Genomic DNA, 17356 nt, shown 5'->3' with positions numbered 1-17356 from the left:
GGAGAACGGCATGGATGCAGGCGCAAAGCCGCAGGACCGGTACGTCGTCGGCGTCGACTACGGCACGCTGTCGGGTCGGGCGCTGGTGGTGCGGGTCGGCGACGGCGCCGAGCTGGGCACGGCGGTGCACGAGTACCGCCACGCGGTGATGGACACGACGCTCGCCGCCGACGGCCAGCCCCTGCCGGCCGACTGGGCGTTGCAGGACCCGGACGACTACCGCGACGTGCTGCGCGAGGCGGTGCCTGCGGCGTTGGCCGCGAGCGGCGTCGACCCGGCCCAGGTGGTCGCCGTCGGTATCGACTTCACCGCCTGCACCGTGCTGCCCACCCTGGCCGACGGCACCCCGCTGTGCGAGCTGCCCGACCTGCGTACCCGCCCGCACGCCTGGGTGAAGCTGTGGAAGCACCACGCCGCCCAGCCGCAGGCCGACCGGATCAACGCGCTGGCCCATGCCCGGGGCGAGTCCTGGATCGGCCGGTACGGCGGCAAGATCTCCGCCGAGTGGCAGTACGCCAAGGGGCTGCAACTGCTGGAGGAGGACCCGGAGGTCTACGCCCGTGCGGAGCGCTGGATCGAGGCCGCCGACTGGATCGTCTGGCAGCTCTGCGGCGTCGAGACCCGCAACGTCTGCACCGCCGGTTACAAGGGGCTGCTCCAGGACGGCCACTACCCGTCCCCGGCCTACCTGTCCGCGTTGAACCCCGGCTTCGCCGACTTCGTCGCCAAGATCGACGGGCCGTTGGCGCAGCTCGGCACCCGGGCCGGCGGGCTGACCGCGCAGGCCGCCGCCTGGACCGGGCTGCCGGAGGGGATCGCGGTGGCCGTCGGCAACGTCGACGCCCACGTCACCGCCGCCGCCGCGCAGGCCCTGACCCCCGGCCGGCTGGTCGCCATCATGGGCACCTCCACCTGCCACGTGGTCAACGGTACCGAGCGGGCCGAGGTGGCCGGCATGTGCGGGGTGGTCGAGGGCGGGATCAGCGCGGGCTCCTGGGGCTACGAGGCCGGCCAGAGCGGCGTCGGCGACATCTTCGGCTGGTACGTCACGCACGCCGCCCCCGCCGGGTTCGCCTCCCACGAGGAGTTGACCGCCGCGGCCGCCGCGCAGCCCGTCGGCGGGCACGGCCTGGTGGCGTTGGACTGGTGGAACGGCAACCGGTCGCTGCTGGTCAACCACGACCTCAGCGGGGTGCTCGTCGGGCTCACCCTGGCCACCCGCCCGCCGGACGTCTACCGTGCGCTGCTGGAGTCCACCGCGTACGGCACCCGCATGATCATCGAGGCGTTCGCCGAGGCGGGCGTCCCGGTCGACGAGCTGATCGTGGCCGGCGGGCTCACCAACAACAGCCTGCTGATGCAGATCTACGCCGACGTGACCCGACGGCCGCTGGGCATCATCGGCTCGGCGCAGGGCCCGGCCCTGGGCTCCGCGATCCACGCGGCGGTCGCGGCCGGCGCGTACCCCGACGTGCCGACCGCCTCGGCGGCGATGGGCCGGGTGGACCGCGAGGTCTACCGGCCCGACCCGGAGCGCGCCGACGCCTACGACGCGCTCTACGCCGAGTACCGCCGGCTGCACGACCACTTCGGCCGGGGCGGCGACGACGTGCTGCTGCGGCTGCGGGCCATCCGCAACGCCGCCCGCCGTCCGGCCGTCGCGCCGCCGGTCGACGCGACCACCGACCCCCTGGAGGTGCCGGCATGACCCTCGACCTCGACGCCGAGGTGGCCCGGCTGCGCGCGCAGGTGGCCACCCTGCACGGCGAGCTGGTGCGCTACAACCTGGTGGCCTGGACGGCCGGAAACGTCTCGGCCCGGGTGCCCGGCCGGGAGCTGATGGTGATCAAGCCGAGCGGGGTGTCCTACGACGACCTGCGGGCCGACAACATGATCGTCTGCGACCTGGAGGGGGTGGTGGTCGACGGTGACCTCTCGCCGTCCAGCGACACCGCCGCCCACGCCTACGTCTACCGGGCGATGCCCGAGGTCGGCGGGGTGGTGCACACCCACAGCGGGTACGCCACCGCCTGGGCCGCCTGCGGCGAGGCGATCCCGTGCCACCTCACCGCGCAGGCCGACGAGTTCGGCGGTGAGATCCCGGTCGGTCCGTTCGCGCTGATCGGCGGCGACGACATCGGCAAGGGCATCGTGGCGACCCTGTCCGGTCACCGCTCACCGGCGGTGCTGATGCGCAACCACGGCGTCTTCACCATCGGCCGGGACGCCCGCGCGGCGGTGAAGGCCGCCGTGATGTGCGAGGACGTGGCCCGGACCGCCCACCTGACCCGGACCCTCGGCACCCCGGTGCCGATGGCCCAGACGGACATCGACTCGCTCTATCACCGCTACCAGAACGTCTACGGGCAACCGGGGCCGTAACCGCTACGACCCCGCCCGTCCTCGCCACCGGCCCGCCCCGTGCGGCCCGGTCGATCCACCGCAACCCGATGCACCACCCCTGGAGGGTCCGGCTCGTCCGGCGTGCCGTGCCGGCCGGTCCTTCCCGCAGTAGCACCATCCCCCACCTCATCCCCATACAAGGAGTCTTCACATGGCGAAGACCGGTATTACCCTCACCCGACGCGGCCTCGGCGCGATGCTCGCCGTCGGCCTGCTGGCCGGCGGACTCGCCGGCTGTGGCAACAGCGACACCGGCGGCGACAGCGACAGCAGCGGCGGCGGCAACAGCAAGCTGGTCATCGGCTTCTCGCAGGTCGGCGCGGAGAGCGGCTGGCGCACGGCGAACACCAACTCGATCAAGGAAGCCGCCACCACGGCCGGCTACGAGCTGAAGTTCGACGACGCGCAGGGCAAGCAGGAGAACCAGATCAAGGCGATCCGCAACTTCATCCAGCAGAAGGTGGACGTGATCGCCTTCTCGCCGGTGGTGGAGTCGGGTTGGGACACCGTGCTCAAGGAGGCCAAGGACGCCAAGATCCCGGTGATCCTGACCGACCGGGCCGTCGACTCGGCCGACAAGAGCCTCTACAAGACCTTCATCGGCTCGGACTTCGTCAAGGAGGGCAAGCTCGCCGGCGAGTGGCTGGTCAAGGAGAAGTCGGCCGCGACCGGCCCGGTGAACATCGTCGAGCTGCAGGGCACCACCGGCGCGGCGCCGGCCAACGACCGCAAGAAGGGCTTCGCCGAGGCGATCGCCGCCAACCCCAACCTGAAGGTCGTCGCCTCGCAGAGCGGTGACTTCACCCGGGCCGGCGGCAAGCAGGTCATGGAGCAGTTCCTCAGGGCCAACCCGAAGATCGACGTGCTCTTCGCGCACAACGACGACATGGGCCTGGGCGCGCTGGAGGCGATCACCGCGGCGGGCAAGACGCCCGGCAAGGACATCACCATCATCACCGTCGACGCGGTCAAGGACGGCATGCAGGCACTGGCCGACGGGAAGTTCAACTTCATCGCCGAGTGCAGCCCGCTGCTCGGCCCGCAGCTGATGGACCTGGCCAAGAAGGTCAAGGCTGGCGAAGAGGTCCCGGCCCGGGTCGAGACCGAGGAGACCACCTTCACCCAGGAGCAGGCCAAGACTGCTCTGCCCAACCGGAAGTACTGATCCGACCGGAGGCCGCCGCGTTCGGCGCGGCGGCCTCCGCCTCCGAGGAAAGGTTCGGTGGGATGTCGGATAGGCATCCGGTCCTGACGATGACCGCGATCAGCAAGCTCTTCCCCGGGGTCCGCGCCCTCGACGGCGTCGACCTCCGGCTCTTTCCCGGTGAGGTGCACGCCCTGATGGGCGAGAACGGCGCCGGGAAGTCCACCCTCATCAAAGTGCTGACCGGCGTCTACGGCACCGATTCCGGCACCATCGCCCTCGACGGCGCAGAGGTCTCCTTCTCCGGCCCGATGCAGGCCACCGCCGCCGGGGTGAGCACCGTCTACCAGGAGGTCAACCTCCTGCCCAACCTGTCGGTGGCGGAAAACATCTACATCGGCCGGGAGCCGCGCCGGCTCGGTGCGGTCAACTGGCGCGAGATGCGCCGCCGGGCGCAGGAGCTGCTGGCCCGCATCGACCTGAACATCGACGTCACCGAGCTGCTGGGCAGCTACTCGCTGGCCGTGCAGCAGATGGTGGCGATCGCCCGCGCGGTCGACATCCGGGCCCGGGTGCTGATCCTCGACGAGCCCACCTCCAGCCTGGACGCCGACGAGGTGGCCCAGCTGATGCGGATCATGCGGCAGCTGCGCGACGACGGCATCGCGATCATCTTCGTCACCCACTTCCTCGACCAGGTGTACGCCATCGCCGACCGGATCACCGTGCTGCGCAACGGCCGGCTCGTCGGCGAGTACCTGACCAGCGAACTGCCGCAGATCGCGCTGGTGGAGAAGATGATCGGCAAGGAGCTGGACGCCCTGGAGCGCCTCGACGAGGCCACCAGCGGCGACGACCGGGCGGCCCTCGAACAGGGCACCCCCCTGGTGGCTGCCGACGGCCTCGGCCGGTCCGGTTCCGTCGCGCCGTTCAGCCTCACCATCCACCAGGGCGAGGTGGTCGGCCTGGCCGGGCTGCTCGGGTCGGGACGTACCGAGGTGGCCCGGTTGTTCTTCGGCGCGGACCGCGCCGATGCCGGCCGGCTCGCCGTGGACGGCACCCCCGTGACGATCCGCAACCCGGTGGCCGCCATCGACCGGGACATCGCGTTCTGCTCCGAGAACCGCCGCACCGAGGGTCTGGTCGGCGAGCTGTCGGTGCGGGAGAACATCATCCTGGCCATGCAGGCGTCCCGGGGCTGGCTGCGGCCGGTGCCCCGCCGCCGGCAGGACGAGCTGGTCCAACACTGGATCAAGGCGTTGAGCATCCGGCCGGCCGATCCGGAGATGCCGGTGCGCAACCTCTCCGGCGGCAATCAGCAGAAGGTGCTGCTGGCCCGGTGGCTGATCACCGAACCCCGGCTGCTGATCCTGGACGAACCGACCCGGGGCATCGACATCGGTGCCAAGACCGAGATCCAGCGCCTGGTGGCGCAGCTCTCCGACGGCGGGATGGCGGTGCTGTTCATCTCCGCCGAGCTGGAGGAGGTGCTCCGGCTCAGCCACAAGGTCGCCGTGATGCGCGACCGGCAGCTGGTCAGCGAGCTCACCAACGACGACACCCTCGACGCGGCCCGCATCATGCAGGCCATCGCCAGCGGCAGTTCGCAGGAAGGGACGGTGCCGGCATGAGCACCGCACGGGCCCGCCTCGCGGGCGTCACCGGTCACCGGCTCTTCTGGCCGCTGGTCGTGCTGCTGCTGCTGCTGGTGGCGAACGTCATCTACCGGCCGAGCTTCCTGTCGGTCGAGTTGAAGAACGGCCACCTCTACGGCAGCCTCGTCGACATCGTCCGGCTCAGCGCCCCGCTGATCCTGGTCGCCCTGGGGATGTCCCTGGTGATCGCCACCGGCGGCATCGACCTCTCGGTGGGTGCGGTGGCCGCCGTCAGCGGCGCAGTGGCCTGCCTCTACATCAGCAAGCAGCCCGACCAGAACAGCCTGGCCGTGGTGCTCACCGCGGTGGCGCTCGGCTTCGGGGTGGCCCTGCTGCTCGGCGTGTGGAACGGCATCCTGGTGGCCGGGATCGGCATCCAACCGATCATCGCCACGCTGATCCTCATGGTGGCCGGCCGGGGCCTGGCCCAGCTGATCGCCGAGGGACAGATCATCACCATCAACAGCGATCCCTACAAGGTGATCGGGGTGGGGCACCTGCTGACCCTGCCGTTCGCGATCGTCATCGCGCTCGCGGTGACCCTGCTGGTGGCGGTGCTGACCCGGCGTACCGCGCTCGGGATGATCATCGAGTCGGTCGGCGGGAACGCCGAGGCGAGCCGGCTGGCCGGCATCCGCTCCCGCCGGATCACCTTCCTGGTGTACGTGGTGAGCGCCGCCTGCGCGGCGATCGCCGGGTTCATGATGACGGCGAACGTCTCCAGCGCCGACGGCAACGCGGTCGGGCTCTGGGTCGAGCTGGACGCCATCCTGGCCGTGGTCATCGGCGGCACCGCGCTGGCCGGCGGCCGGTTCTACCTCGGTGGCAGCGTGATCGGCGCGTTGCTCATCCAGACCCTGACCACCTCGGTGTACGCCATGAACATCGACCCGCAGACCTCACTGCTGTTCAAGGCGGTCGTGGTGATCGTGGTCTGTCTCATCCAGGCCCCGGCCTTCCGGGCGCGGTTCCGCCGTCGGCGCAGTGTCCCGGTGACTCCGGTGGAGCCGGTCGGCACAGAGAAGGAGCAGGTTCCGGCATGACCACGACCCCGTTGGCCGCCCGTCCGGGCCGTGCCTGGTGGCGGGTGCCACCCCGGCACGTGCCGGTGCTCGCCACCGCAGCCCTGCTGCTGGTGATGTACGCCGTCGGTGTTTCGCAGTACCAGGCGTTCTCCAACATCCAGGTCGTCTTCAACGTCTTCATCGACAACGGCTTCCTGCTGGTCGTCGCGGTCGGGATGACCTTCGTGATCCTCACCGGCGGCATCGACCTGTCGGTCGGGTCGGTGGTGGCGATGACCGCGATGGTGTCGGCCTCCCTGTTGGGCGACGGCCTGCACCCCGCCCTGGTGTTGCTGATCGCCCTGCTGCTCGGCCCGACCCTCGGCTTCGCCATGGGCTGCGTGATCCACTTCTTCGACATCCAACCGTTCATCGTCACCCTGGCCGGGATGTTCTTCGCCCGGGGCATGTGCACCTGGATCAGCACCACCTCGATCCCGATCACCGACGGCTTCTGGACCACCGCCGCCCAGCACCGGATCCATCTCGGTGAGAACTTCGTCTCGATCAGCGTGCTGATCGCCCTCGCGGTGCTGGCGATCGGGGCGGCCGTGCTGGCGTACACCCGGCTGGGTCGCAACGTGTACGCCATCGGCGGCAACCAGCAGTCCGCGCTGCTGATGGGCCTGCCGGTGGGCCGTACGAAGATCGCGGTCTACACGATCAGCGGGCTCTGTTCGGCGATCGGCGGCATCCTGCTGTCCTTCTACACCCTGTCCGGCGCCCCGCTGATCGCGGTGGGCATGGAGCTGGACGTGATCGCGGCGGTCGTCATCGGCGGCACCCTGCTCACCGGCGGCTCCGGTTACGTCTTCGGCACCCTGCTCGGGGTGCTGGTGCTCAGCATCATCCAGACGCTGATCACCTTTGACGGCACGCTCAACTCGTGGTGGACCAAGATCGTCATTGGTGGCCTGCTGTTCGTGTTCATCCTGCTCCAACGCCTCGTCGGCATCCGTACCAAGTGACCCTCGCCAGTCCCACCGGAAGGCAACGCCCATGACCAACCCATCCCCGGTCGCCGAGGTCTGGTTCCTCACCGGCAGTCAGGGCCTGTACGGCCCGGAGACCCTGCGTCAGGTGGCCGAGCAGTCCCGGCGGATCGCCGAACGGCTCGACGCCGACGCGGCCGTCCCGGCCCGGGTGGTCTGGAAGCCGGTGCTGACCTCCAGCGCCGAGATCCTGGCCGTCTGCCGCGACGCCGCGGTGCAGGGCGCGGTCGGCGTGATCGCGTGGATGCACACCTTCTCGCCGGCCAAGATGTGGATCTCGGGGCTGGACGCGCTGCGTACCCCGCTGCTGCACCTGCACACCCAGGCCAACGTGGAACTGCCCTGGTCCGAGATCGACATGGACTTCATGAACCTCAACCAGGCCGCCCACGGCGACCGGGAGTTCGGGTACGTCCAGACCCGGCTCGGCGTCGCCCGCAAGACCGTCGCCGGGCACGTCAGCGACCCCCGGGTCGCCGCCCGGATCGGCGCCTGGACCCGGGCCGCGATCGGGCACGCCGAGATGCGGTCGCTGCGGCTGGCCCGCTTCGGCGACAACATGCGCGACGTCGCGGTGACCGAGGGGGACAAGGTCGAGGCCGAGCTGCGCTTCGGCGTCTCGGTGAACACCTACGGGGTCAACGACCTGGTCGAGGCCGTCGACGCCGTCGCCGACGCCCGCATCGACGACCTGGTCAAGGAGTACGACGACAGCTACCGCCTGGTCGCCGAGCTGCGCTCGGGCGGCGACCGGCACGACTCGCTGCGCTACGCCGCCCGGATCGAGGCGGGGCTGCGCGACTTCCTCGACGCCGGTGGGTTCCGCGCCTTCACCACCAACTTCGAGGACCTGGGCGGGCTGCGGCAGCTGCCCGGCCTCGCGGTGCAGCGGCTGATGGCCGACGGGTACGGCTTCGGCGGCGAGGGCGACTGGAAGACCTCCGTGCTGGTGCGCACGCTCAAGTCGATGTCCGTCGGCACCACCGGCGGCACCTCGTTCATGGAGGACTACACCTACGACCTCACCCCCGGCCGGGAGTTGGTGCTCGGGGCGCACATGCTGGAGGTCTGCCCCACCATCGCGTCGGCCACCCCGAACGTCGAGATCCACCCGCTGGGCATCGGCGGCCGGGAGGACCCGGTACGGATGGTCTTCGACGCCCAGCCCGGCCCGGCGGTGGTGCTCGGCCTGGCCGACATGGGGGAGCGGTTCCGGCTGGTCGCCAACGAGATCGACGTGGTCGCCCCGCCGTACCCGCTGCCGAAGCTGCCGGTGGCCCGGGCGGTGTGGCGGCCCCGACCGGACCTGGCCGCCTCGGCGGAGGCCTGGCTCACCGCCGGCGCCCCGCACCACACGGTGCTGTCCCAGGCCGTCGGGGTCGAGGAGCTGCACGACCTCGCCGAGATGGTCAGCACCGAACTGGTCGTCATCGACGCCGACACGACCCCCCGGCGGCTGGCCGACGAGCTGCGGTGGAACCAGGCCTACTACCGCCTGGCCCGGGGTTTCTGACCCGCCATGGGCCAGCAGCGGCCCGAACGCGCCGCGGTGATGAGCGACGTCGCGCAACTCGCCGGGGTGTCGCACCAGACCGTGTCCCGGGTGCTCAACAACCACCCCAGCGTTCGGCCGGAGACCCGGGAGCGGGTGCTGCGTGCCGTGCACCAGCTCAACTACCGGCCGAACGCCCTGGCCCGGGGGTTGGCCGGCCGACGCTCCCGGGTGATCGGGGTGGTCAGCTTCGACACCATCCTGTTCGGGCCGGCGGCTACCCTGCTGGGCATCGAGCGGGCCGCCCGGGCCGCCGGGTACGGCATCAGCATCGTCACCCTGGAGCGGCTGGACCGTAGCGGGATGCGCTCGGCCATCGACGCGCTGACCGAGCAGTCGGTGGCCGGCGTCGTCGTCATCACCCCGATGATGACGGCGTCGGTCGCCGTGCACGGCCTGCCCACCGGGGTACCCGCGGTGGTGGTGGAGGCCAGCGGGGAGCGCGGCGAACTGCCCAGCATCTCCGTCGACCAGGTGGCCGGCGCCCGGCTGGCGGTGCGGCACCTGCTCGACCTGGGACACGAGACGGTGTGGCACATCGCCGGGCCCCGGGACTGGCTGGAGGCCCGGGACCGGGTCGACGGGTGGCGGCAGACCCTGGAGCAGGCGGGCCGCCGGGTGCCCCCGGTCATCGTCGGCGACTGGAGCCCCCGGGCCGGCTACGAGCTGGGCCAGTCCCTGGTCGAACGCCCCGACGTGACGGCGGTGTTCTGCGCCAACGACCACCAGGCGCTCGGTCTGCTGCGCGCCCTGCACCAGCGGGGGGCCCGGATCCCCGAGGACGTCAGCGTGGTCGGTTTCGACGACATTCCCGAGGCCGAATACCTCTCACCGCCGCTGACCACCGTGCGGCAGGACTTCGACGAGGTCGGCCGCCGGTGCGTGGCCGCGCTGCTGGAACTCTTCGACGGCGCGGGCGGGGACGCGCCCCGGCCCCAGGTCGAACCGGTCCTCGTCGTCCGCGCGAGCAGCGGCAACCGCCGCTCCTGAGTCCCGCGCGCGGCGACCGCCGCTCCTGAGCCACGCCCGGTGACCGTCGGTCCTGAGCTGCGTGCGCCGCCCCGACCGGTCCCGCAGTGGGCGTGCGGTGGCGGCCGTCGGTCTGGGTCCGGCGGCGGAGACGGTCCGGGTGGGTGGGCCGTCCCGGCGGCGTCAACGGGGGGCGACCCGGGTCGGCTCCCCGGTGACGGCGGGGTGACGCGCGCTGCGACAGGGTCGAACGACGACGCGCCGGTGCAGGTTCCCGGCGGTCGGACCCTCGTCCGGGCAGGCCGTCAAGGGAGACCTCATGATCAGGACAATGCTCCGGATCCGCGCGCGTCCCGGTGCCGAACAGGCCGTCCGGTCGGCCTGGCGCACGGCTGCGGCACAGATCGGTGCACTGCCCGGCAACCTGCGCCGGGACCTGTTCGTGGACGCGCACGACCCCCGCACGTTCGTCATCGCCACCGAGTGGGTCGACGACGCGGCCCTGCGCGACTACGAGGACGGCGCGGTGGCCGCCGACCTCGCCGACGCCCTGCGCGCCGGGTGCGCGCCACCCACCGCCGACGACCAGCGGGTGATGCGCGACCGGCCCGGCGAGCACCCGACGATCCTGGTGGACGTCGAGGTCACCGTGCCGACCGCCCGGCTCGCCGAGTTCCACCGGGGCCACGCCGAGGTGACCGCCCGGATGGCCGGGGTCCCCGGCTACCTGCGCGAGGACCTGCTGCGCGAGCCCGGCACGGACGTCCACCACATCTTCGCCGAGTGGCGCACCGAGGCGGAGTTCCACCGCTGGGTCGCCAACCCGGCGCACGCGCGGGAGGAGGCCGGGCCGATCGCGCCGTTCCTGCTCGACTTCCGCCGCCGACTGTTCCACCTCGCGGCTCATCCCGGCACCGACCGGGCAGCCACCACCGGTAGGGAGACCGACGTGCACACGACAACGGACGTACTCATCGTCGGGGCGGGGCCGACCGGGCTGACCGCCGCCGTCGAGCTGGCCCGGCGCGGCGTCGACTGCCGGGTGGTGGACAAGCTGGTCGCCCCGCCCGCCCAGGCGGACAAGGCGATCGGCGTGCACTGCCGCACCATGGAGATCTGGGCGGAGCAGGGCATCGTGCGGGAGGCGATGGACGCCGGCACCTGGCTCACCGGCAACGTGGTGTTCGTCAACGGCACCCAGACCCACCGGATGAGCTGGGAGCTGCCCGACCTGCCGTACGCGCACCTCGGCCTGCCCCAGTACGAGACCGAGCGCATCCTCACCGACCGGCTGGCCACCCTCGGCGTACGGCCGCAGCGCGGCGCGGAGCTGACCGGGTTCACCCAGGGCGCGGACGGCGTGCTGGCCACCCTGGCGCTCGCCGGTGGCGGCACCCAGACGGTGCGGGCGCAGTACCTCATCGGCGCCGACGGTGCGCACAGCCGGGTCCGTGACCTGCTCGGGCTGACCTTCTCGGGTGGGCTGGGCCGGTTCCCGCAGCTGTTCATGCTCGCCGACGTCGACGTGAACTGGGACATGCCGGACGGGCACCTGCTGCGGTTCCTGCACCAGACCGACGGCCAGATGGACGGCATGCTGGTCTGCGTCCCACTGCGCGGTGCGGGCCGGTACCGGATCGCGACCCTCGCGCCGCCCCGGTTCTTCGCCCAGACCGGCGGCCGGGACGCCCCGCCCGGGTTCAGCGAGGAGCTGGCCGAGCCGAGCCTCGACGACGTGCAGGCCGCCCTGGACCGGCTGGCCCCACCGGGCACCCGGGCGGCGAACCTGCGCTGGTCGTCGGTGTTCCGGATCAGTCACGGCATCGTCGACCGGTACGGCCACGGCCGGGTCTTCGTGGCCGGTGACGCGGCCCACCTGCACCCACCCGCCGGTGGGCAGGGGATGAACACCGGCATCCAGGACGCCTGGAACCTGGCCTGGAAGGTGGCCCTGGCGGCGCGGGGGCTGGCCGCTCCCGGACTGCTCGACAGCTACGAGGCCGAACGCCGCCCGGAGGGGGAGGAGATCGTCGGCCGGGCGGTGCGGATGGCGTTCACCGACGAACTGGACCGCGCCGACCTGGAGCGGCAGTTCCGCCAGGAGATGTCCCTGCTGCTCAGCTATGCCGACAGCCCGCTGGTCGGGGAGTGCGTGACCGATCCCGAGGCGCTGCGCGCCGGCCCGCGTCCCGGTGACCGCGCGCCCGACCTGGGAGGGTTGGCCCGGCAGGGGGTCGGGCATCCGCTGCGGTTGCGCGATCTGACCGGCGGCACCCGGCACACCCTGCTGGTCTACGCCGACCGGTCGGCGCAGCCGGCGGCGGTGGCCGCCGTGGCGGGGCTCGCTGCCGACGTCCGCGCCCTGAGCCGGGGTGAGATCGACGTCTACCTGCTGCTCAGCCCGGACGCCGAGGAGCCGGGGCTGCTCGCGCCGCCGGTGGTGCGCGACACCGGGGGCGAGTTCCGGGCCCGGTACGGGGTGGCCGGCACCGCGCTCTACCTGATCCGCCCGGACGGTCACGTCGGCTTCCGCAGCCAGCCGATCGACGCCGACGCGCTGCGCAAGAACCTGCACCTGGTCTTCGGGGGTGCGCGATGACGGCGGTGCGCACCGTGCTCGCCATGCGGACCCGCGAGGGCTGCGCGGAGCGGTTCGAGGCGGAGTGGCTCTCGGCGGCGGCACAGATCCGGCTGCTCGACGGGTGCCTGCGGCAGGATCTCGTCCGCGACGCCGACGACCCGCGCAGCTACCTGATCATCAGCGACTGGGCGGACCGGGAACGGTTGGACGCCTTCGGCCGCAGCGAACACCGCGACCGGCTGCTGCGGGTGGTGCGTGACCTGCGGGAATCCGCCGAACGACACACCTACCAGGTGCTGCACAGCATGCCCAGCAGGGCGGAGGAGACCAGATGACCGAGCCGGTGCCCGCGTCGCAGCTCTACACCGAACAGTTCGCCGCCGACCCCTACCCGTCCTTCGCCCGGCTGCGCGCGGACGCGCCGGTCTGTCCGGTCAGCTCGCCCCGGTTCGACTCGTACCTGCTCACCCGGTTCGACGACGCGCGGGCGGCGCTGACCGACCCCCGGTTGTCCAAGGACCTCTACGGCCCCGGCCAGCACTACCTCCAGCTCTTCGGCCCGAACTCCGAGGCGTTGAACCGCAACATGCTCAACTCGGACCCGCCGGAGCACACCCGGTTGCGCCGGATGGTGTCGCAGGCGTTCGCGCCGCGCCGGATCGAGGCGCTGCGACCCCGGGTGCGGCAGATCGTCGACGGCCTGATCGACGGGTTCGTCGCGCAGGGCCGGGCCGAGCTGATGCACGACTTCGCGATCCCGTTGCCGATGGTGGTGATCTGTGAGCTGCTCGGGGTGCCCCGGGCCGACCAGGACCGGGTGCTGGACTGGACCCAGGTGATCCGGACCTCCGGGTCGTCGCGGCGACCCCCGGCGGAGGAACGGGCGGCGGTGGGCGAGGCGCAGGTCCGGCTGCACCACTACCTGGCGGAGCTGGTGGCCGCCAAGCGGGCCGCGCCGGCCGACGACATCATCAGCGCGTTGATCGAGGGCTGCGACCAGGACGGCCGGCTGTCCGAGGCGGAACTGGTCACCACCAGCTTCCTGCTGCTGTTCGCCGGGCACCAGACCACCGCGGACTTCCTGGGCAACGCGACGGTGGCCCTGCTGACCCACCCCGACCAGCTCGACCTGCTGCGCGACACCCCGGATCTGTTGCCCTCGGCGATCGAGGAGCTGCTGCGCTTCGACGGTCCGCTGCCGGTGGCCAGCCCCCGGGTCGCCACCGAGGACGTCGAGTACCAGGGGGTACGCATCCCGGCCGGGTCGATCGTCGGCGTGGTGCTCAACGCGGCCAACCACGATCCGGCGCACTTCGTCGACCCGGACCGGCTGGACCTGCGCCGGGTCCGCGGGCCGCACCTCGGCTTCGGCCACGGCGTGCACTACTGCCTCGGGGTCTCGCTGGCCCGGATGGAGGCCCAGATCGCTCTGGCGGCGTTGCTGCGCCGGTTGCCCGGGTTGCGCCTCGGGGTGCCGGCCGCCGCGCTGCGTCGGTTGCCGGCCGCGTCACCGTTCCGGGGCCTGCTGGAGCTGCCGGTCCGGTTCACCGCCTCCGCCCCGCCGGTGTCGTACCCGCCGGCCAGTCGCCCCCGCCCCACCGAGCCGACCCGTACCGTCTGATCTCCGAGGAGTTTCCATGACCTTCCGCAACGTGATCGTCTGCCGCATGGTGCCGGGCAGCGAGCAGACCGTCGCCGACGTGTTCGGGTATTACGACCGGACCACCAGGCCGCAGGACCTGGGCGTGGTCGGGCGGACCCTGCTGTCCTTCCACGGCCTCTACATCCACCTGATCGAACGGGACGCGGACCCGAAGGTGACCGGGCAGACCCGGGGGCTGCCCGCCTTCCAGCAGATCGCCGAGAAGATCGGCCCGTACGTGACGCCCTACCCCCGGGACTGGAAGAACCCGTCGGACTCGGTGGCCAAGGAGTTCTACCGGTGGGCGCCGACCGCCCCGCCGACCGAGGGTGCCGGGTTGCCGGCCGACGCGGGCGAGCCGAGCCGGACGGTCATCGTGGCCCGGATCAAGCCCGGTGCGGAACCCACCGTCGCGCAGATCTTCGCCGAGTCCGACGCCGGCCCGCTGCCCGGCATGATGGGGGTCACCGGACGGTGGCTGTACTCGATCGACGACGTCTACCTGCACGTGCTGGAGCGCGTCGGCGAACCGTTCGACGGCGCCGTGGAGCAACGCCACGACCAGCCGGTCTTCGCCAAGATCATGGACGATCTCAGCCCGTACATCAGCCCGTTCGACCCGGAGACCTGGGGCAGCCCGCTGGACGCGGTGGCGACGGAGTTCTACCGGTGGCGGGCCGAGGACTGAGCCCGGTCGACCAGCGGGGGTCCGGCGGCGCGGACCCCCGCTGGCGCATTCCGGACCTCAGCCGGTGGGCAGGGTCGCCCAGCCCCGGTTGAAGGTCAAGCTGGCGTCGTCCGGCCGGTAGTTACGTTCGATGTTGCCGGCGGCGTCCACCGAGAACCAGTGGACCTTGGCGCCGACCGGGACGGTCAGCGTCTCGCCCCCCTCCCGGATGCCCCCGGAGGCGTACAGGGTGGAGTCGAACGTCGGCCGGCTGCCGTCGAGGGTGTAGAACACCGCCGCCGGCTCGCTGACGTCGAACCGGACGCTGACCGTGCCCTCGGTCGGGCCCGGCGCGACCGACAGGGTGCTGGTCGGGCGCTTCTTGTCCTTGTCGAAGTCCCGGGCCACCCGCAGCAGCTCGACCAGGCCGTTGCTGAACTCCATGGCCTCCTGGTGCGCCTCGTCCCAGGTGGGCTGGAAGCTGGTGCCGACCTCGAAGTTCCAGGCGTAGATGCCGTACTTGTACCACAGCATGTCGCCGGAGTTGCCGGCCGCCGAGTAGAGCACGTCGGAGATCGGGCCGGTCCGGGCCGGGGTGACCGCCATGTTGCGGTGCCGCTTGATGGCGGTGAGGATCCGCGACGACGCGCCCCAGAAGAACGACTCGTCGGCCAGCGTCGGCCGGGGCGCGGAGATCCGTCCCGGGGTGGCGTATGCGCCCGGCGACCACATGAAGTAGTTGCCGGAGGAGTGCAGGTTCATCGAGAACTTCATGTTGGGCCGCTGGGCCAGCCAGTCGACGTTGCGGTTCTCCGGCTCGGAAAGCTCGCTCGGCCCGGCGTACGTGTCGCCGGTGCAGCTCGCCGACGCCCCCGAGTAGCCGTCGAAGAGGCTGTACTCGGTGTAGTTGCGGTTGTTGTCCACCCCCCACGAGTTGCGGGCCAGCGCGTCGGTGGCGCCGCCCGGGGCACAGTGGTTGGTCATGTTGCGCCGCTGCGAGGCGTAGTCGTAGAACGAGTAGTGCCCGCCGTCCGGGTTGATCGACGGGACGATCCAGATGTCCAGGGTGCGCAGCAGCTGCTTGGTGTTCTCGTCGGTGGCGTGGTTGCGCAGCAGCCGCTCGGCGGTCTCGATGGTCACCAGCGGCGGGACCCACTCCCGGGCGTGTTCCTGGGCGTACGCGAGCACGCCGGTGCGGGAGCCGTCGCGGTACTTGCCGATCCGGATGGCGTACACCGGATGCGGGTCGTGGGACACCCCGGCCGGGGCCTTCAGGTTGTCCGTCAGCGGCGTCGGCGCGACCGGCGCGACCACCCCGGCACCGGCGTCACCCCGATAGGTGTACGCCGTGACCAGCGCACCCGCCTCGGCGGTCAGCGCCGCGGCGACCTGGGCGGCGGTGCTGGTCACCGCCCCGGCGGCGTCGGTAGCCAGGCTGACCCGGATGTCCTTGCCGGTCACCGTGACCGCGAGCGGCCGGTCGGCCGCGCCCGGGTCGGCCAGCGCGACGGTGATGTCGTTGCCGCCCTCGTGCCCCCAGGCGAGCGAGTCCACCGCGACCCGGGTGGCGTTGGTCCCGCCGAGCACCACCTGCGCCTTACGCCGGTACCCGTTGGTCTGGTACGGCAGCTTCACCACCTCGGCGAGCTGCGGGTAGGCGTCGGCCAGCCGCTTGATCCGGTCGTACAGCTCGGTCGGGGTGAGGTAGCTGGTGACGAAGTCCTTCTGGTAGCCGGGCCCCTCCGGGCTGTCAGCCGGGATCGGCAGCCACTCGGAGACCTCGGCGACCGCCACGTCCCCGGTGGGGCTGGTGATCTGGATGCGTTGCGGCCGGGCGGTGACGGCGGCGGCGCCCCGGTGGTAGAGGTAGACCCCGGCGTCGACGAACCGGGAGATGTTCTGGGTGCCGCCGGAGCCGATCTCGGTGCCGGGGCCGCTGTCCCGGGCCACGGTCAGCGCGCTGGTGGAGGTCTGCCCCTGGGCCCACTTGGCCTCGACCGAGAGCACCTGGTTGGTGCCGGAGGTGTAGTAGTCGGCCCGGATGATCTTCACGTCCGAGGCGGCGGCGCTGCGCGCCAGGGTCGCCGTGTACGCCCGGTTCTCGGCCTGGTGGGCGGCGATCGTCGTGTCCCGCTCGCTGACCCGCTGCGCGGAGTCGGCGGCGTCGTGCAGCACGGCGCCGACCCGGTAGCCCATCCGCGTGAGCGCGGCGACCTCGGTGGGGGTGACCACGGCGTGCACCACGATGCCCGCCTCGGTGCGGGTGACGTGGTGGTCGAGGTCGACCCCGGTGGCGACCAGCTCGTCCAGCCGGGCGGTGTGGTCGACCACCACCTCCACCACGTCGGCCTGCTCGTCGGCGGAGCGTTCGAGCACGATCGGGGCGTCGGCCTCCCGGTCGGGCGGAGCGGCGGTGCCGGCGGTCGCCGGGCCGGCGAGCAGCAGCAGCGCCACACCGGCGGCCGTCGCGGCGGGTAGCCGCCGCCAGCGGCGGGGGAGTGCGGAACGGGACATCTCGGGCCACCTTTCCTGGGGGTGCGAGACGGGCCGACGGCGCGCGGCAGCGCCCGCCGTCGGGCGGGGGTGCGGTAACAGGGAGGTCGGACGCCGACAGTCGGGCGACGGTGGGTGACCGATCACGACGTCGACCCACCGGACGACGGGAGACACGGGTGTCTCCCGGACGC

13 protein-coding genes are annotated in these 17356 nt (G+C 72.0%); 12 read left to right on the top strand and 1 reads right to left on the bottom strand.

Annotated elements, in window-relative coordinates; all coding sequences use genetic code 11:
* Positions 1-10: 10 nt before the first annotated feature.
* The 12 genes from araB (at position 11) to ACQP1S_RS18380 (ending at position 14690) form a co-directional block, all read left to right on the top strand.
* Entirely contained in the window at positions 11-1708 is a 1698-nt protein-coding gene (gene araB / locus ACQP1S_RS18435; RefSeq protein ID WP_432896880.1) for a ribulokinase, read from the top strand.
* Positions 1705-2382, top strand: coding sequence for an L-ribulose-5-phosphate 4-epimerase (locus tag ACQP1S_RS18430; RefSeq protein ID WP_091243175.1), 678 nt, complete (start codon positions 1705-1707; stop codon positions 2380-2382). Before araB ends, ACQP1S_RS18430 begins: the two co-directional genes overlap by 4 nt.
* Positions 2383-2554: 172 nt before the next feature.
* The gene (locus ACQP1S_RS18425) at positions 2555-3568 is read left to right on the top strand and encodes an ABC transporter substrate-binding protein (protein WP_432896877.1); all 1014 of its coding nucleotides are present in this window, start codon (positions 2555-2557) and stop codon (positions 3566-3568) included.
* A 62-nt stretch (positions 3569-3630) separates the two neighbouring features.
* Positions 3631-5178: a sugar ABC transporter ATP-binding protein gene (locus ACQP1S_RS18420; RefSeq protein WP_091243171.1), complete on the top strand. Its 1548-nt coding sequence runs from the start codon at positions 3631-3633 to the stop codon at positions 5176-5178.
* Positions 5175-6245 (top strand): ABC transporter permease, encoded by a 1071-nt coding sequence (locus tag ACQP1S_RS18415; RefSeq protein WP_091243167.1) that lies wholly within the window; start codon positions 5175-5177, stop codon positions 6243-6245. Before ACQP1S_RS18420 ends, ACQP1S_RS18415 begins: the two co-directional genes overlap by 4 nt.
* Positions 6242-7234 (top strand): galactofuranose ABC transporter, permease protein YjfF, encoded by a 993-nt coding sequence (yjfF, locus tag ACQP1S_RS18410; protein WP_432896873.1) that lies wholly within the window; start codon positions 6242-6244, stop codon positions 7232-7234. Before ACQP1S_RS18415 ends, yjfF begins: the two co-directional genes overlap by 4 nt.
* 31 nt (positions 7235-7265) lie before the next feature.
* Positions 7266-8771 (top strand): L-arabinose isomerase, encoded by a 1506-nt coding sequence (gene araA / locus ACQP1S_RS18405; RefSeq protein ID WP_432896870.1) that lies wholly within the window; start codon positions 7266-7268, stop codon positions 8769-8771.
* A 6-nt stretch (positions 8772-8777) separates the two neighbouring features.
* On the top strand, positions 8778-9800 hold the full coding sequence (locus tag ACQP1S_RS18400) for a LacI family DNA-binding transcriptional regulator (RefSeq protein ID WP_432896867.1): 1023 nt from the start codon (positions 8778-8780) through the stop codon (positions 9798-9800).
* A 310-nt stretch (positions 9801-10110) separates the two neighbouring features.
* On the top strand, positions 10111-12378 hold the full coding sequence (locus ACQP1S_RS18395; protein WP_432896864.1) for an FAD-dependent monooxygenase: 2268 nt from the start codon (positions 10111-10113) through the stop codon (positions 12376-12378).
* Entirely contained in the window at positions 12375-12695 is a 321-nt protein-coding gene (locus ACQP1S_RS18390) for a putative quinol monooxygenase (RefSeq protein ID WP_091243149.1), read from the top strand. Before ACQP1S_RS18395 ends, ACQP1S_RS18390 begins: the two co-directional genes overlap by 4 nt.
* Positions 12692-13981, top strand: coding sequence for a cytochrome P450 family protein (locus ACQP1S_RS18385; protein WP_432896860.1), 1290 nt, complete (start codon positions 12692-12694; stop codon positions 13979-13981). Before ACQP1S_RS18390 ends, ACQP1S_RS18385 begins: the two co-directional genes overlap by 4 nt.
* 16 nt (positions 13982-13997) lie before the next feature.
* Positions 13998-14690: a TcmI family type II polyketide cyclase gene (locus ACQP1S_RS18380; RefSeq protein WP_432896857.1), complete on the top strand. Its 693-nt coding sequence runs from the start codon at positions 13998-14000 to the stop codon at positions 14688-14690.
* A gap of 57 nt (positions 14691-14747) precedes the next feature.
* On the opposite strand, the gene ACQP1S_RS18375 is transcribed toward ACQP1S_RS18380, so the two are convergent.
* The gene (locus ACQP1S_RS18375) at positions 14748-17183 is read right to left on the bottom strand and encodes a M14 family metallopeptidase (RefSeq protein ID WP_432896854.1); all 2436 of its coding nucleotides are present in this window, start codon (positions 17181-17183) and stop codon (positions 14748-14750) included.
* Positions 17184-17356 lie beyond the last annotated feature (173 nt).

Source organism: Micromonospora matsumotoense, assembly GCF_050951065.1.
Classification (GTDB): domain Bacteria; phylum Actinomycetota; class Actinomycetes; order Mycobacteriales; family Micromonosporaceae; genus Micromonospora; species Micromonospora matsumotoensis.
This window is presented reverse-complemented; position numbering and strand designations above follow the sequence as displayed.

Bases quoted from the DNA above. Each gene is read 5' to 3' on its own strand.
- araB (WP_432896880.1), top strand. From the start codon at position 11: ATGGATGCAGGCGCAAAGCCGCAGGACCGGTACGTCGTCGGCGTCGAC.
- ACQP1S_RS18430 (WP_091243175.1), top strand. From the start codon at position 1,705: ATGACCCTCGACCTCGACGCCGAGGTGGCCCGGCTGCGCGCGCAGGTG.
- ACQP1S_RS18425 (WP_432896877.1), top strand. From the start codon at position 2,555: ATGGCGAAGACCGGTATTACCCTCACCCGACGCGGCCTCGGCGCGATG.
- ACQP1S_RS18420 (WP_091243171.1), top strand. From the start codon at position 3,631: ATGTCGGATAGGCATCCGGTCCTGACGATGACCGCGATCAGCAAGCTC.
- ACQP1S_RS18415 (WP_091243167.1), top strand. From the start codon at position 5,175: ATGAGCACCGCACGGGCCCGCCTCGCGGGCGTCACCGGTCACCGGCTC.
- yjfF (WP_432896873.1), top strand. From the start codon at position 6,242: ATGACCACGACCCCGTTGGCCGCCCGTCCGGGCCGTGCCTGGTGGCGG.
- araA (WP_432896870.1), top strand. From the start codon at position 7,266: ATGACCAACCCATCCCCGGTCGCCGAGGTCTGGTTCCTCACCGGCAGT.
- ACQP1S_RS18400 (WP_432896867.1), top strand. From the start codon at position 8,778: ATGGGCCAGCAGCGGCCCGAACGCGCCGCGGTGATGAGCGACGTCGCG.
- ACQP1S_RS18395 (WP_432896864.1), top strand. From the start codon at position 10,111: ATGCTCCGGATCCGCGCGCGTCCCGGTGCCGAACAGGCCGTCCGGTCG.
- ACQP1S_RS18390 (WP_091243149.1), top strand. From the start codon at position 12,375: ATGACGGCGGTGCGCACCGTGCTCGCCATGCGGACCCGCGAGGGCTGC.
- ACQP1S_RS18385 (WP_432896860.1), top strand. From the start codon at position 12,692: ATGACCGAGCCGGTGCCCGCGTCGCAGCTCTACACCGAACAGTTCGCC.
- ACQP1S_RS18380 (WP_432896857.1), top strand. From the start codon at position 13,998: ATGACCTTCCGCAACGTGATCGTCTGCCGCATGGTGCCGGGCAGCGAG.
- ACQP1S_RS18375 (WP_432896854.1), bottom strand. From the start codon at position 17,183: ATGTCCCGTTCCGCACTCCCCCGCCGCTGGCGGCGGCTACCCGCCGCG.